This is a genomic window from Ectopseudomonas toyotomiensis, assembly GCF_900115695.1.
Lineage (GTDB): Bacteria > Pseudomonadota > Gammaproteobacteria > Pseudomonadales > Pseudomonadaceae > Aquipseudomonas > Aquipseudomonas toyotomiensis.
Map to the genome: position 1 here is coordinate 62,376 of NZ_FOXK01000006.1, position 14,578 is coordinate 76,953.

The window sequence follows — 14,578 nt, forward strand, 5'->3', positions numbered from 1 at the left end:
ACTGCCCATGGATACCCTAAAGCACCTGAGCCCATTTATCGCCGTAGCCGCGCAATTGCAGCCAGCGGACATGGGCACCCTGGCCGCTGCCGGCTTTCGATGCGTAATCAACAACCGTCCTGACGCTGAAGGGGAAAACCAGCCCAGCTCCGCCGAGATGCAAGCGGCAGCCTTGGCCAGTGGGCTGCAGTACCATTACTTGCCGGTGCTTTCCGGGCAGATCAGCGATGAAAACATCGCCGCGTTTACCGCGCTGCTCAACCAGGTTCGTGGCCCGGTTCTGGCCTTCTGTCGCACCGGCACCCGTTCCACAAGCCTGTGGGCGTTGAGCGAGGCACATCATCTTGACCCGCTGGTACTACTCAATACTGCGCGGGGCAATGGCTACGACCTCAGCGGCTTGGCCCCACGCCTTGAACAGCGTTGGCAGCAAGCGCCCGTCAGCCAGCCGCAGAGCAGCGCATCAGCCACCCAACGCTACGACGTCGTAGTGGTGGGCGGCGGTGCGGCAGGTTGTGCGGTCACCGCCAGCTTGTTGCGCCGATCGCCAGAGCTGCGCATTGCCGTGGTTGAACCCCGCGACCAGCATTACTACCAGCCTGGTTGGACGTTGGTGGGGGCTGGTATTTTTGAACGCGCCCGCACAGAACGCGCAATGGCTCGTTGCATCCCCAATGGAGCGCAATGGATTCGAGCAGCTGTGGCTGGCTTTGAGCCCGAGAAGCAATGCATCGTGCTTGAAGATGGCAACCGCATTGGGTACCGCGCCCTGGTGGTATGCCCAGGCTTGAGCCTGGACTGGGATGCGGTCGAGGGCCTCAAGGCGACCCTAGGCAAGAACGGCGTCACCTCCAACTACCAGTTCGAACTTGCCCCCTATACTTGGCAACTGGTGCAGAACCTGCGCCGCGGTCTCGCCCTGTTCACCCAACCACCGATGCCGATTAAGTGCGCCGGTGCACCGCAAAAAGCGCTGTACCTGTCCTGCGACTGGTGGCGCAAAGAAGGCGTGCTGAAGGATATCGAGGTGGAGTTCTCCTCGGCCGGCGCCGTGCTATTCGGCGTACCGACCTTCGTGCCGCCGCTCATGAAATATGTCGAGCGCTACAACGCCCGTCTCAATTTCAACACCACCCTTACGGCAGTGGATGGCCCTGCACAAAAAGCCTGGTTCAAACAAGTCAATGCGGCCGGCAACAGCCAGATCATCGAAAAAGACTTCGACTTTCTGCATGCCGTGCCATCTCAGCATGCACCGGACTTTATACGCCAAAGCCCTCTGGCCAATGTCGACGGCTGGGTTGAGGCCGACCATGAAACCCTGCGCCACCCGCGCTACGGCAACATCTTCAGCCTGGGCGATGTGTGCGCCGCACCCAATGCGAAAACGGCAGCGGCAGTTCGCAAACAGGCCCCGGTGGTGGCCGAGAACGTGATCGCCGTGCTGACCGGCAAAGGGCCACGTGCCCTCTATGATGGGTATGGCTCCTGCCCGCTCACTGTTGAGCGCGGCAAGGTGGTACTGGCCGAATTCGGCTACGGCGGCACGCTTTTGCCCACCTTCCCACTTGATCCCGCTGTGCCGCGTCGCCTGGCCTGGGAGCTGAAGGTGAAGATGATGCCGAGTATCTACTTCGACATGATGTTGCGTGGCCGCGAGTGGCTGGCAGAACCCAAGCACCTACCCCATGAACCCATGCCGGTGGAAGCCACAGCGGCCTGCAACTTCGAGAAGGACGCCGGCCAATGAAACTAAGCCGCTGGCTGCCATGCCTCGACTGGAGCCAAAGTTACGACCGCAGCAGCGCCGCCCAGGACGGTCTGGCGGCACTGATCGTGACACTGATGCTGATTCCCCAGAGCCTGGCCTACGCCATGCTTGCCGGGCTGCCGCCGGTAACGGGCCTGTATGCCAGCATAGTGCCACTGCTGGCCTATGCCCTGTTCGGCTCCAGCCGCACCCTGGCGGTCGGACCCGTGGCCGTAGTCTCGCTGATGACCGCAGCATCACTGGCCCCGCTATTTCCTGCTGGCAGTGCCGAGTATATCGGCGCGGCCATGTTGCTGGCCCTGATGTCCGGCTTGCTGCTCGCACTGATGGCGGTATTGCGCCTAGGCTTTCTCGCCAACTTCCTCAGCCATCCGGTGGTTTCCGGCTTTATCAGTGCCTCGGGCATTCTGATTGCCGTAGGCCAGCTCAAGCATCTACTGGGGGTATCGGCCTCCGGGGAAAGCCTGCCGCAAATCCTGCCGCAGCTCTGGCAGAACCTGCCGAAAAGCCATTGGCCCACCCTGCTGATCGGCCTGCTCAGCCTGGCCTGGCTGTGGTGGTCAAGGGCCCGGCTGAAGGCGCTGCTGCAGCGCCTAGGGCTATCGGCACAGAGCGCTGGCAACCTGGCCAAGGCCGGGCCGGTGCTGGCAATAGTGGCGGCCATAGTCGCCGTCACCTTACTGCAGCTGGACCAGCTTGGAGTCAGGGTGGTCGGCGCCATTCCCCAGGGCCTGCCCGGCCTGACCCTGCCCACACTCGACCTGAACCTGGCCTTGCAACTGCTGCCGGCAGCGGTACTGATAAGCCTCGTGGGCTTTGTCGAATCGGTCTCGGTTGGCCAGACTCTGGCCGCCAAACGCCGCCAGCGCATCGAGCCGGACAATGAGCTGCTCGGCCTCGGCGCAGCCAACCTCGGCGCTGCCTTCAGCGGCGGCTTCCCGGTTACTGGCGGCTTTGCCCGTTCAGTGGTCAACCATGATGCCGGCGCACAGACGCCCATGGCCGGGGTCTTCACCGCCGCCGGCATAGCCCTGAGCGTAATGCTCCTGACCCCGCTGCTGCACAACCTGCCCCAGGCCGTACTGGCCGCCACTATCATCGTCGCGGTGCTTAGCCTGGTCGACCTGAGCTCGCTGCGCCGCACCTGGCGCTACTCGCGCCAGGACGGCACTGCGCAACTGGCCACCCTGCTCGGCGTGCTGCTAATTGGCGTGGAAGCCGGCATCCTGATAGGTGTGGCGCTCTCGCTGCTGCTATTTCTCTGGCGCACCAGCCAGCCCCATATGGCAGTGGTCGGCCAGGTACCGGGTAGTGAGCATTTTCGCAATGTCGAACGCTTCGCCGTCATCGAGTCTCCCAGCGTGCTGTCGCTGCGGGTCGACGAGAGCCTGTACTTCCCCAACGCCCGCTACCTGGAAGACCGTATTGGCGAACTGATCGCAAGCCGCCCCCAGGTTCGCCATCTGGTGCTGATGTGCTCCGGGGTCAACCTGATCGACGCTAGTGCCTTGGAGTCGCTGGAAGCCATAGTCGAACGCTTGCATACGGCAGGTGTGCAGTTGCACCTATCAGAGGTCAAGGGCCCGGTGATGGATCAATTGCGCCGCTCCAGTTTTCTCGAGCAGTTTGGCGGCCAGGTATTTATCAGCCAGTTCCAGGCCCTAAAAGCCCTAGCCCCACAGATCGCTTTTGAGACACTTGGGCAAGGCTCATACAGAGCAGATTCAACCGTTCAGTTCACAAGGAAAACCCCATGAAAAGTGCGCATGACTTGGTCACCGAAGCCAAGGCCCGCATCCACGAAATCAACATTGATGCCGCTGACGCCGCAATCCACGAAGCAGACGTTCTGCTAGACGTACGAGAGGCTGACGAGTTCCACGCAGGACACATACCTGGCGCGATAAACATTCCGCGCGGCTTACTGGAATTCAAACTGAGCAACGATCCGAAGCTATCAGCTCGTGACATGAAGATTGTGCTGTACTGCAAAACGAGTGGCCGGGCAGCCTTGGCTGCTTGTTCCTTGCACGATATGGGCTACCTACAGGTGCAATCAATCGAGGGTGGTTTTGATGCTTGGTTCGCTGCCGGCAAGGACTTGACTACACCTAGCCTGCCGACCTTTGACTGAGAGGAAGAAATAAATGAAACGATTGTTGCTATCTACTGCATTGAGCTTGCTCGCTCTTACTGCGCAGGCCGCTGATATTGGCGTCACCGCCCATGAGGTACATGCTCGAGTCCAGCAGGCTGACGCCAAAGTTCTGTTCGTCGACGTCCGCGACCCAGTTGAGATCATGTTCGTCGGCTTCACCGACGCCGTGCATATCAATGTTCCCTACCTTCTGGTTGACCGCAGCGCCTGGGACGAACAGCGTGGCACTTACAAAATCGCGCAAAACCCAAACTTCATTACCGAAATCCGTGCCGAGTTGAAAAAACGAGGCCTCGATGAGAATGCCGAGATCATCACCATGTGTCGCTCCGGCAGCGAACGGGGCGAACCAAGTGCGGCTTTTCTCCGTGAGAACGGTTTTCCCAATGCTCGTTATGTAATCAATGGATTTCAGGGCTCGGCAATTAAGGAAGGCGCACATGCAGGCTTTCGTTTGCAGAACGGCTGGCAAAACTCCGGCCTGCCGTGGAGTCCGAAGATGAACCCGGAAAAGATGTACCGCCCATAACGTCGGCACCAAAATAACCATCACACACAGAGGGAATACATCATGAAATCAAACGTTGGCGGCATCGACAAGATTGCTCGAATCGTGGTTGGTATCGCGCTGATCGTATGGACATTCTTTGGCGGCCCAGTATGGGCTTGGATCGGTGTCCTGCCATTGGCCACCGGCCTACTCGGGTGGTGCCCGGCTTACACTCTACTTGGCATCAAGACCTGCCCGATCAAGAAATAGACCTACTGCCGGGCCGTCTTCTCAGGTCGTCCGGCCTATCAAAGTGATAGTAAGTCTCAGGTTTTCTTTTCACGGAGAGTTGTTAGCTCGCCTGAAACCGGGTAGGAAACTTAGTCATTAAGAAATTTTAAACTTGGTGCGATTCTCAAAGACCTGATAGCCGCCCCCCACCATCACTCTGCCGACCTTGCTACGGGCAAGTGTATTTTTGTGCTGACTCAACTCACATTTACTAGGAAAAAAGAATGACTACAGAAACCAATGAATCAATGCCCATAAATATCGGCATTAGTGCCGATGACCGTAAGAAAATTGCTCACGGCCTATCTGGGCTGCTGGCTGACAGTTACACCTTGTATTTGATGACCCATAACTTTCACTGGAATGTAACCGGACCACAATTCAACGGGTTGCATCAGATGTTTATGACGCAATATACCGAGCAATGGAATGCTCTGGACATGATTGCGGAACGCATCCGTGCACTCGGGCATCCCGCACCGGGAACCTACAAAGCGTTTATCCAACTCGCGTCCATTGCTGAAGTTGAGGGAGTACCGAAGTCTAACGATATGGTTCGGCACTTAGTCACAGCGCACGAGGCAGCCGCACGAACCGCACGCAAGATGTTCCCTCTGGTCGATGCTGCAGATGATCAGCCGACTGCTGATCTACTCACCCAGCGAATTGAAGTTCATGAGAAAACAGCATGGATGCTGCGTAGCCTTCTGGAATAGTAAAAATGGACGCCCTTAGCCTAAATAAGGGTTAAGGGCGACTACTTTCAGGTTGAGCCGGCTGCTGAAGTGCTCAAGCTTGGTTAAAAGCTGAATACCTTGCGCTGCTTTTCAAGCATGGCGCTTGCCATGGCGTCAGGCTTGGCGACTGAGACACCCTCCTTGAGTTGCGCCTGGGTATAACCGGTGTTGGGCAAATAGAGCGCACAGACCGACGCAGTGGCACCTTTTTGCATGGCGGCATTTAGCAGTTGCGCCGGAGTCACATCATTGGGTTTCAGGGCTTCACCTCCTGCCTCCTTGAGCGCCAGAGCACCCGCCTGGTCGCAAAGCAGAATATCCACCTGAGCCCCCTGCGCCTGCATCTGGTTGGCCAGTACCATGGCCATACCCTGGGTCATATTGCTTGCGTCACTGACTATGACTGTTACCGCTTGGGTTTCGGCCATGGCCATGGTGGTGAGACCAGACAAGGCAATAGCTGTTAGTAATTTTTTCATGTGTTTCTCCTTGATCAGAAAAAGATGCGGTGGCGTCAGTCAGACCAGTTGCTGTAACTAACCACACAATACCCCCGTGGGTATATTGCTCATCCTAGACTTTATGCTGCCCCGTGCCCAGTAACGCAGCCGCGACATAATGTCCGAAGTTCTTGTATGAGCCACCACCTAGATCGAGCGTAAACATCTTCTCCATAATTAGAGCAACACATGCCTGCTCTCCAGTTGATGCCAGCGCAGCAGTCGATCAGCCGTAGGCAATGCGTCGGCACTATGACCGAGCAGCAACACCGTGCGCCCCTGCAGCCAGGTATCGAGGCCTGGTTTGATGCGCTCGCGGGTGACCTGATCGAGGCCAGAAAAGGGCTCGTCAAGGATCACCACAGGCACAGTGCGAAGCAGCACCCTAGCCAGGGCAAGGCGTCGTCCTTCGCCACCGGACAACTGCCTACCGCTCTCCCCGACCCAGGTATTCAGGCCAGCGGCAAAGCCTTCCACCGTATCGGCCAGGGCAACCATCTGTAGAACCTGCCAAAGTTGTTCATCACTGGCATTTGGGTTACCCAGCAGCAGGTTATCGGCGATGCTGCCATGCAACAGCTCGGTTTCCTGAGTCAGGTAGGCCACCTGGCTACGCCAGGCGTCCAGATCGAACCGGGGCAAGGGGATACCCGCCACGCTGACCTGGCCGGAATCCGGGTCAATCAGACGCGCGGCCAGCGCCGCCAGGGTAGATTTGCCGCAGCCTGAAGGCCCGACTACAGCAAGGCGCTCACCGGCGGACAGGTGCAGATCGAGCTGGGCAATGCCGGCATGATCGACTTCAACCGCCTGCCAGCTTAGGCTGATTTTCTCAGGAATGGGATCCGGTTTATCTGGGCTGTGCAGGCGTCCGGCCAGGGCCACCTGCTGGTTAAGGCGGGCCGCCGCTGCACAGGTGCCCCCCCATTGGCCAAACGCCGCCGGCAACGACGCAAAAGCTTCGTTAAGGGCCATCAATGCCAGGGCAATCAGCACCACAAACGGCCCGCTGAGCAGCCCCTCCTGATAAGCAAAAACCCCGGCAAACAGACCCAGCAGACTCGCCCCCAGCACACCGAACAGCACCAATGACTGGGCCAGTAACACACGCCCCTGCAAGGTCAGCTGTTCATCCAGCAGTTGCTGGCTTCGTTCCAGCAGGGCTTGCCGATGCAGCCCCAGGCTCGCGGCGGCCGACAGTTCAGCTAGCCCCTGTAACTGCTCGATGCACTTCACGCGTAAGCCATCAAGCTGCTCGACACGCCTGGCACTCAGGCGCAATCCGGCCACGGCCATACCAACCGTCACCAGCAGTAACAGCGACAGCAGGAGTAGCAGCAGGGTCAACGCTAGCCCAGGGTGCGCCAGCGCCAGCAAGGCGCAGACCAGCCCAATCGCTAACAGCGCCACGGCCGGAGGTGCCAGTAGGCGCAGGTAGAGGGTGTCCAGGGCATCGATATCGGCGGTTAGGCGATTAAGCCACTGGGCGGCCCGCAGCTGCCCCAGGGTGGCACCATCCAGCTGCGCCAGGGCGCTGAAGTGACGCACGCGCAGATCCGCCAGCAAGCCAAGTACCGTGTTGTGGTTGAACACCCGTTCGCAGTAGCGAGCTAGGGTGCGCGACAGGGCAAAAAAGCGGATACCGCCACCCGGCACATAGATATCGAACAGCACCTTCTCCCCTGCAGCCCAGAGCAATGCGGTGACCCCAGTTGCAGTGATAAACCAGCCCGACAGAGCCAGCAAACCAATGGCGCTGAGCACAGTCAGCAACATCAGCAGCGCGCCCACCAGCAGCCGGCCACGCCATTGGCGCATATGCTGCAGCCAGGGCCATAACTCACGCATCGGTCAGGCTCCCGTTGCTCAGGCGCAGCACCCGATCGGCCATGCCTATCAGAGCCGGGTGATGGGTGGCCATGATCAGGGTGCGACCGGCGGCGGCCAGGCCCTGCAGGGCCTCGACCACTTCCGCTTCGCTCTGTTCATCGAGGCTGGCGGTGGGCTCGTCGAGCAACAGCAGCGGCGAATCGCTCAACCACACCCGGGCCAGGGCCAGGCGCTGGGCCTGGCCTCCGGAAAGCCCACGCCCACCCTCACCCAGCGGGCTGTCCAGACCACTGGGTTGAGCCGTCAGCAGCTCAACCAAGCCAACCGCGGCCAGTGCCTGATGCATGGCGGCTGGCTGCGCATCCGGAGCGGTCAGGCGCAAATTTTCGGCCCAGCTGCCCTTGATCAAAAACGGCCGCTGCCCCATCCAGGCCAGCGGCTGCGCACCGGGGGTATGGCCAAAGATGCTGATAGTGCCGGCATCCGGCTGCACAAAGCCGGCCAGGCAATGCAGCAGGCTCGACTTGCCCGAGCCCGAGGGGCCGACCAGGGCAATCACCTCCCCCGCCGCCACATGCAGATCAAGCCCGCGCAGAATAGAGCCACGCCCGACATAGCCAAGACTCAGCCCCTGCACATGAATACCCACGCAGTCACCGGTCCGTAGCTCAGCCGGCAGCTTAGTGGCGGGCGCCTCCAGTCCTTCCAGTTCGGCCAGGGTATCGGCCGCCGCCAGGGCCGCTGCGCGGTCGTGGTAATGCTGGGCTAGGCTGCGCAGCGGCTGAAAGAACTCGGGGGCCAGCAGCAGGATAAACAGGCCACTGAACAGGCTTAGCGCAGGCGAAGGGCCATAGCTGATATAGCCAAGCAGACCGAAACCGATATACATGGCCACCAAGGCAATGGCCACCGAGGCAAAGAACTCCAGCACCGCCGAGGACAGGAACGCCACCCGCAGCGTCTCCATGGTGATGGCTCGATAACGCTGGGTAGCCTGCTCGACACTGGCAATCGAGCGTCCGACCTGACCGAACAGCTGCAGGCTGGTGAGGTTACGTACCCGGTCGAGAAACTGTCCGGCCAGACGCCCAGCCTGAAGTACATGACGCTGGCTGATGCGCTCCGCACTCATCCCCACCAGAGCCATAAACAATGGAATCAGCGGCGCGGCGAACAGGAGAAATAAGGCCGCCAGCCAGTCGAGCCAGAACACCACGGCCAACAGGCACAAAGGCACCAGCAGGGCCAGCCATTGCTGCGGCAGGTAGCGGGCATAAAAACCATCCAGGGCGTCCACCTGCTCGACCCACTGGTTACTCAGGCTGGCACTGGGCTGAGCTGCCAGGCGCACCGGCCCGAGCCTGGCCCAAAGGGCACTGAGCTCAGCGCGTACCCGCTGCCGCACACGGGCACTGGCATACTGGCCCAGGCGCTCCTGCACGGCCTGGGCCAGCACCCGCAACAACACCGCCAGTACCAGCCCAAACATCATCGGCCAGAGGCTGGCCGGCGCGGCGGCCTTCATCAACAGAGCGTGCACCAGAGCGGCCATCAGGCCCATCTGCAGGATAATCGCCAGTGCTCCCAGCAGGCCCGCCGCTACGGCCCCCAGCAGTAGGGGGCGTACCGCTCGCTGGTGGCGGGCCAGCCAGCGACGGCTGCGCTGTTTACGCGCGCGGTCAGTGATAGCCTTCACCCGCCCGCACCTTGCCGCGGAATACCCAGTAGGTCCAGGCGGTATAGGTCAGCACGATGGGGATAACAAACAACAGGCCCAGCAGCAGGAACAGCTGCGATTCCGGCGCCGAGGCTGCATCCCAGATGGTGTGGTTGGGCGGGATGATATAGGGCCACTTGGTTACCAACAGGCCCAGATAGGTGAAGACAAACAACCCCATGGTCGCCATAAAGGGCATGGCCTCACGACGCTTGCGCAGGCTGCGGAAAATCTGCAGCGCACACAAACCGGCCAGCAGCGGGAATATCCAGATCAGACCGATGGACGAGAACCAGCGGGCGTAGGCGGACGGATCGACCCAGGGAGTCCAGACGCTGATGGCAACAAACACTGTCAGCACGGCGGTCAGCAGCTTGGGGGCCAACTTATAGGCCCAGTCCTGGATATAGCCTTCAGACTTCATGATCAGCCAAGTACAACCTAGCAGCGCATAACCGGCCAGAAGCCCCAGGCCGGTGAGTACCGTAAAGGGCGTGAGCCAATCCAGGGGGCCACCCACGTACACCAAGCCTTCGGTATTGAAGCCCTGAATATAGGCCCCCACCACAGCACCCTGGGCAAAGGAGGCGACAATCGAGCCACCAGCAAAGGCCCAGTTCCAGAGGTAGCGCGAGGTATTGGCCTTGAAGCGGAACTCGAAAGCCACGCCGCGGAAAATCAGACCCGCCAGCAGCAGGAAGACACCGATATACATGGCTGGCAGCAGCACCGAGTAAACCAGCGGAAAGGCCGCTAGCAGCCCGGCGCCGCCGAGCACCAGCCAGGTCTCGTTACCGTCCCAGACAGGTGCCACCGAGTTCATCATCACATCGCGGGCCTGCTCGTCCGGGGCGAAGGGAAACAGAATACCCACCCCCAGGTCGAAGCCATCCATCAGCACATACATGATGATGCCGAAGGCGATGATCACCGCCCAAATCATGGAAAGATCAAACGGCACCATATCAGTGCTCCCCCTGTTCCAGACGTACGTGGGTTGCCGATAGCGGACGCGATGCCCGCTCCACCTCATGGGTTGCCTCGGCGCTCAGGTCTTCTTCCAGACCGTCCTGCAGCACGCGCATCAGGTAATACAGGCCGGCACTAAAGACCACGGCATAAACCAGGATGTAACCGATCAGGGTAAACAGCGCCATGCCCCCGGTCAGCGAGGGCGTCAGGCCCTCGGCATGGGTCATCACCCCATAGATCAACCAGGGCGCCCTCCCCGCTTCGGTCACCACCCAACCGGCCAGCACTGCCAGGAAAGGCGTGATGCTCATCCAGCGCATGCCATTGAGGAACCAGGGGGTTCGCCAGTAGCGGCCACCTCGGCGCAATACCAAGCCGGTCAAGCCGAAGGCGATCATCAGCAGACCGATACCGACCATCACCCGGAACGACCAAAACACGATCCACACCGGCGGCTGTTCTTCGTACGGCACCTCGGCGATACCCGGCAGCTCACCTTCCCAGTCGTGGGTCAGGATAAAGCTGGCCAGCTTGGGGATAGCAATCTCGAAGTGGTTGGTCTGCGCCTCTTGATCAGGCCAGGCGAACAGCAGCAGCGGCACGCCGGATCCACGCTGCCAGTTGCCCTCCATCGCCGCAACCTTGGTTGGCTGATGTTCTAGGGTATTTAGGCCGTGGTAATCCCCTACCACTGCCTGGGTCGGGGCAATCAGCAGGATCAGCCACAGGCTCACCGACAGCGCCTTGCGGTTCAGATCCACTTCACGCTGGCGCAGCAGATACCAGGCACTGACCCCGGCCACCACAAAGGCACCGGTCAGGAAGGAAGCCAGGGCCATGTGCATGAAGCGATAGGGGAAGGATGGGCTGAACAGCGCCTCTGACCAAGAAAGCACATGGATCATACCGTCACGCAGTTCGGTACCCACAGGGGTCTGCATCCAACTATTGGCAGAGAGAATCCAGAACGACGAAATAAAAGTGCCCAACGCCACCATGCAGGCAGACAGCAGATGCATGCCCTGAGGCACCTTGCCGCGACCAAAGAGCAGCACGCCAAGGAAGGCCGCCTCAAGGAAAAAGGCCGTAATCACTTCATAGCTCAGCACCGGGCCGAGGAAGTTCGATGCCGCATACGAGAAATTGCTCCAGTTGGTGCCGAACTGGAAGGCCATGACGATGCCAGAGACCACACCCATGCCGAACACCACAGCAAACACCTGTATCCAGAACTTCGACAGGCGCTCCCAGGCAGGGTCACCGGTACGGAAGGACATACCTTCTAGAAATGCAATAAAAGAGGCCAAGCCGATGGTAAATACGGGAAAAATCGCATGAAAGCAGACTACAAATGCAAATTGCAGCCGGGAAAGGAAAAGCGGGTCTAATTCCATCTGAGCATGCCCTGTAAGTGGAAGGGACGGGGTAACGAAGCTAGGCACAGCCTTTGCTTACGCGATCTAGGCTCTGTACGAAAAGTGCCTGTGCTCGGTGATGCTTCATTGAAAATGGGTTCGGAATGCTCATCTGCCGATTGTAAACTCTGGTGCGAGCCCGATCCGTTCCACACCCGTTTTTACGGAGCCACCATTCGTATCGTCTGACCTACGTTCTGCGACTTTTCGTACAGATTCTAGTGTAGCTCAGTAAACCCCCGGGGGTATGTAGGCCAATTGCCGCACCCAGGTAACAACGCAACAGCACTATCGCGAACACCTTAGCCCATTCAAAGCAAGAAGCCTGATAATCACACCATTAGGAAGCATCTTTTCAGCAGAATCACCGCTGGTTATATCTGCAGAAAAAATGAGAGAGACCTATGCAAGATGCCTCAGGTGTACTTTGTAAAGATGTCGCGCACCTGAGCCAGTTTTTCACTGTTGCTATGATCAGGGCTGAGAATGGCATCCTCGGCCAAACACACCAGCATCTGTTGGTAGGCCTTGTCTAGGGCCTTACGTGCTGCACTGAACTGTTGAGCAATACCCTCGCATTCGTCACCTCGACGGATCATTGCCTGAATACCCCGTATCTGCCCCTCCACCCGAGCGAGTCGTTTGAGAATGGCATCGCGACTTTTAAAATTTTGCTCTTGCATACCCTGCTCCCGCAATAAATAGCCCCTGCTTTGAAAAGGGCATTTCGCCTAAACCAGAGCAAATACGCTGGCCAAACCATTGATGAAGAGTTTGCCTCAATCCGATCACCTGGGACGAGGTCTTCCCACAAAGATTTTCTTTGTAGAGGGCGAAGAATTTTTCGATCGCGCCCAGTTTCCTTCACCGAGAACATATTCAACACTGAAGAATAAGCTTCGTCCCAGTGTCGGAGCGGGACACCACCTCATCCAACCCCGACTACCCTGGTGGGGCTCAGTAACAGGCCAAGCCATGACTCCAGAACGATTGAATGACGATCTTTTACTACCGGCGATCATGCACGGTGCTAGCTTGCAGTGGATATCCAGCCCTATCCCTGGAGTAAAACGACGCCCGTTTTATCGAGTTGGTGGAGAACAGGCCCGCGCTACCAGCCTGGTGTGCTACGTGCCAGGTAGCCACTTCAGCGCGCATCAGCACTCAGGAGGCGAGGAGTTCTTGGTCATCGAGGGTGTGTTTGAGGACGAGAATGGCCGCTATCCCACTGGCACCTATGTGCGCAACCCACCAGGCAGTGGTCATACGCCGGGGGCTAGTGAGGGATGCATGATCTTCGTGCGACTTCGCCAATTCCATGTTGATGATCGCAAACAGCTCGTCACTAGGATAAATGTTCAAGGCGACCAGCTATTGTTCGAAAATCCCCATGAGAAAGTCTGGATACAGTCTGTGCAATCCAACTTGCGCATAAAAATACTCAATCCTCGCGGACTGGAACTGCTGGTTCTTGACGGCACACTTGTAGGTGAGGATTTCCTTCTGCAGCCACTGAGCTGGATGCGGCTGCCATCGGGCATGACCTTCGAAGCCGAAGCAGGCGTGGACGGTGCGCGTCTGTGGTTGAAAGATGCAGCACCAACTCTAGGTTTCTGACGCCTTATCTACTTCACTGAGCAACCAGTCGCGGAAAGCCTGCACTTTCGGCAACTCGCCACTTTCCGGGCGATAGACTACGTAATAGGCCTGGGTCAGCGGGCAATCCAGGCCTTCGTCGGCAAACGGACGAATCAACCGACCCGCAGCCAGATCGTCTTTGACCATGACGCTGCGTGCCAGTGCCAATCCTTGCCCATCTATCGCTGCCTGCAGCACTGCAGCTGAGTTGTTGATGCGCAATCCGTGCTCGGTTTTCACGTGCCCATATCCAGCTGCATCCAGCCACATTCTCCATGTGGGATAGTCGGCGTAGTTGGCCATTGAAAGATCATGGATAAGCATACAGCGCGCTACCACCTCAGGCCGAAGGCGGTCTCCATCTAGCAGTGGATAGCCGGGTGAACAGACCGGGAAAATAACCTCATCCATCAGGTGAATAGCGCTAAGGCCAGACCAATTACCAGCACCGTAACGTACTCCGACATCAATCCGCTCAGCCTGGAAGTCCACCGACCGCGAATTTGTATCGAGTAGCACATCCAGATCCGGATAGGCCTGCTGGAAACGTTCGATACGTGGCAGTAACCATTTCGAGGCGAATGCCGGGCTCACGGTGACCGTTAGCTCCGCATTCCCCCCGGCGTCTTTCAATCTTGCCAGCCCTAGGCTCAATCGCTCGAAGCCTTCTCGGATATCGGGCAGAGCGGCTCGTGCTGCATCGGTCAGTAACAGTCGTGCCGAGCCGCTAGTAGCGCGATAGAACAGCGGGATACCGAGCCACGATTCCAGATTACGTACCTGTTGCCCCACAGCGGCTGGGGTAACGTTCAGCTCGGCTGCGGCGGCAGAAAAGCTTTGGTGGCGGGCGGCGGCTTCGAAAGCACGCAGAGAATTGAGGTAAGCGGGTGTAGTCATTGAAAGAAATTCTATCTTAACAGACAAAAACATATGCGTTGTTGGTGGTGTCTGCCAAATCAACAATACACATCAGCTTTGGAGCCATATATAACGAATTTAGCATATTTTTGGTTCCTTCGAGGCCTTTGGCATTATCTATTTCTTGCGTTCAATAGGACT

Annotated in this window: 14 protein-coding genes; 7 read left to right on the forward strand and 7 right to left on the reverse strand. The window is 58.6% G+C overall.

The genetic code is table 11. The annotated features are described in order from the left end of the window. Positions 1-7 precede the first annotated feature (7 nt). The 6 genes from BM186_RS13325 to BM186_RS13350 all read left to right on the forward strand — a co-directional run bounded on the left by BM186_RS13325 (position 8) and on the right by BM186_RS13350 (position 5,426). Positions 8-1,750 carry a bifunctional protein tyrosine phosphatase family protein/NAD(P)/FAD-dependent oxidoreductase gene (locus BM186_RS13325; RefSeq protein WP_074915882.1) on the forward strand — a complete coding sequence of 581 codons (1,743 nt, stop codon included), beginning with the start codon at positions 8-10 and terminating at the stop codon, positions 1,748-1,750. Further along, the gene (locus BM186_RS13330; protein ID WP_083431602.1) at positions 1,747-3,528 is read left to right on the forward strand and encodes a SulP family inorganic anion transporter; all 1,782 of its coding nucleotides are present in this window, start codon (positions 1,747-1,749) and stop codon (positions 3,526-3,528) included. Before BM186_RS13325 ends, BM186_RS13330 begins: the two co-directional genes overlap by 4 nt. Continuing rightward, on the forward strand, positions 3,525-3,905 hold the full coding sequence (locus BM186_RS13335) for a rhodanese-like domain-containing protein (RefSeq protein WP_074915884.1): 381 nt from the start codon (positions 3,525-3,527) through the stop codon (positions 3,903-3,905). The genes BM186_RS13330 and BM186_RS13335 overlap by 4 nt, the downstream gene beginning before the upstream one ends. Positions 3,906-3,918: 13 nt before the next feature. Beyond that, on the forward strand, positions 3,919-4,458 hold the full coding sequence (locus tag BM186_RS13340) for a rhodanese-like domain-containing protein (protein ID WP_074915886.1): 540 nt from the start codon (positions 3,919-3,921) through the stop codon (positions 4,456-4,458). 42 nt (positions 4,459-4,500) lie between these two features. After that, positions 4,501-4,689: a YgaP family membrane protein gene (locus tag BM186_RS13345; protein WP_074915887.1), complete on the forward strand. Its 189-nt coding sequence runs from the start codon at positions 4,501-4,503 to the stop codon at positions 4,687-4,689. Between the two features lie 269 nt (positions 4,690-4,958). Next, positions 4,959-5,426, forward strand: coding sequence for a Dps family protein (locus tag BM186_RS13350; RefSeq protein ID WP_273256447.1), 468 nt, complete (start codon positions 4,959-4,961; stop codon positions 5,424-5,426). Positions 5,427-5,509: 83 nt separating this feature from the next. Here the strand turns inward: BM186_RS13350 and BM186_RS13355 are convergent, their stop codons facing one another. The 6 genes from BM186_RS13355 to BM186_RS13380 all read right to left on the reverse strand — a co-directional run bounded on the left by BM186_RS13355 (position 5,510) and on the right by BM186_RS13380 (position 12,564). Beyond that, positions 5,510-5,926, reverse strand: coding sequence for a DsrE family protein (locus BM186_RS13355; protein ID WP_074915891.1), 417 nt, complete (start codon positions 5,924-5,926; stop codon positions 5,510-5,512). Positions 5,927-6,124: 198 nt separating this feature from the next. Further along, entirely contained in the window at positions 6,125-7,795 is a 1,671-nt protein-coding gene (gene cydC / locus BM186_RS13360; RefSeq protein WP_074915893.1) for a thiol reductant ABC exporter subunit CydC, read from the reverse strand. After that, entirely contained in the window at positions 7,788-9,473 is a 1,686-nt protein-coding gene (cydD, locus tag BM186_RS13365) for a thiol reductant ABC exporter subunit CydD (protein WP_206602780.1), read from the reverse strand. The genes cydC and cydD overlap by 8 nt, the downstream gene beginning before the upstream one ends. Then, positions 9,457-10,458 carry a cytochrome d ubiquinol oxidase subunit II gene (cydB, locus tag BM186_RS13370; RefSeq protein ID WP_074915894.1) on the reverse strand — a complete coding sequence of 334 codons (1,002 nt, stop codon included), beginning with the start codon at positions 10,456-10,458 and terminating at the stop codon, positions 9,457-9,459. Before cydB ends, cydD begins: the two co-directional genes overlap by 17 nt. Position 10,459: 1 nt before the next feature. Then, the gene (locus BM186_RS13375) at positions 10,460-11,860 is read right to left on the reverse strand and encodes a cytochrome ubiquinol oxidase subunit I (protein WP_074915897.1); all 1,401 of its coding nucleotides are present in this window, start codon (positions 11,858-11,860) and stop codon (positions 10,460-10,462) included. 437 nt (positions 11,861-12,297) lie between these two features. Further along, positions 12,298-12,564 carry a metal-sensing transcriptional repressor gene (locus BM186_RS13380; protein ID WP_083431603.1) on the reverse strand — a complete coding sequence of 89 codons (267 nt, stop codon included), beginning with the start codon at positions 12,562-12,564 and terminating at the stop codon, positions 12,298-12,300. A 292-nt stretch (positions 12,565-12,856) separates the two neighbouring features. Here BM186_RS13380 and BM186_RS13385 point away from each other — a divergent pair, with 292 nt between their 5' ends. Then, positions 12,857-13,498, forward strand: coding sequence for a cupin domain-containing protein (locus tag BM186_RS13385; RefSeq protein ID WP_074915901.1), 642 nt, complete (start codon positions 12,857-12,859; stop codon positions 13,496-13,498). Here the strand turns inward: BM186_RS13385 and gcvA are convergent. Further along, complete coding sequence (gene gcvA, locus BM186_RS13390; RefSeq protein ID WP_074915903.1) at positions 13,487-14,416, reverse strand: transcriptional regulator GcvA; 930 nt, start codon at positions 14,414-14,416, stop codon at positions 13,487-13,489. The two genes, BM186_RS13385 and gcvA, sit on opposite strands and share 12 nt — an antisense overlap. Positions 14,417-14,578 lie beyond the last annotated feature (162 nt).

Excerpts from the sequence above, each read along its gene's own strand:
- BM186_RS13325 (WP_074915882.1), top strand. The coding sequence starts at position 8 with ATGGATACCCTAAAGCACCTGAGCCCATTTATCGCCGTAGCCGCGCAA.
- BM186_RS13330 (WP_083431602.1), top strand. The coding sequence starts at position 1,747 with ATGAAACTAAGCCGCTGGCTGCCATGCCTCGACTGGAGCCAAAGTTAC.
- BM186_RS13335 (WP_074915884.1), top strand. The coding sequence starts at position 3,525 with ATGAAAAGTGCGCATGACTTGGTCACCGAAGCCAAGGCCCGCATCCAC.
- BM186_RS13340 (WP_074915886.1), top strand. The coding sequence starts at position 3,919 with ATGAAACGATTGTTGCTATCTACTGCATTGAGCTTGCTCGCTCTTACT.
- BM186_RS13345 (WP_074915887.1), top strand. The coding sequence starts at position 4,501 with ATGAAATCAAACGTTGGCGGCATCGACAAGATTGCTCGAATCGTGGTT.
- BM186_RS13350 (WP_273256447.1), top strand. The coding sequence starts at position 4,959 with ATGCCCATAAATATCGGCATTAGTGCCGATGACCGTAAGAAAATTGCT.
- BM186_RS13355 (WP_074915891.1), bottom strand. The coding sequence starts at position 5,926 with ATGAAAAAATTACTAACAGCTATTGCCTTGTCTGGTCTCACCACCATG.
- cydC (WP_074915893.1), bottom strand. The coding sequence starts at position 7,795 with ATGCGTGAGTTATGGCCCTGGCTGCAGCATATGCGCCAATGGCGTGGC.
- cydB (WP_074915894.1), bottom strand. The coding sequence starts at position 10,458 with ATGGTGCCGTTTGATCTTTCCATGATTTGGGCGGTGATCATCGCCTTC.
- BM186_RS13375 (WP_074915897.1), bottom strand. The coding sequence starts at position 11,860 with ATGGAATTAGACCCGCTTTTCCTTTCCCGGCTGCAATTTGCATTTGTA.
- BM186_RS13380 (WP_083431603.1), bottom strand. The coding sequence starts at position 12,564 with ATGCAAGAGCAAAATTTTAAAAGTCGCGATGCCATTCTCAAACGACTC.
- BM186_RS13385 (WP_074915901.1), top strand. The coding sequence starts at position 12,857 with ATGACTCCAGAACGATTGAATGACGATCTTTTACTACCGGCGATCATG.
- gcvA (WP_074915903.1), bottom strand. The coding sequence starts at position 14,416 with ATGACTACACCCGCTTACCTCAATTCTCTGCGTGCTTTCGAAGCCGCC.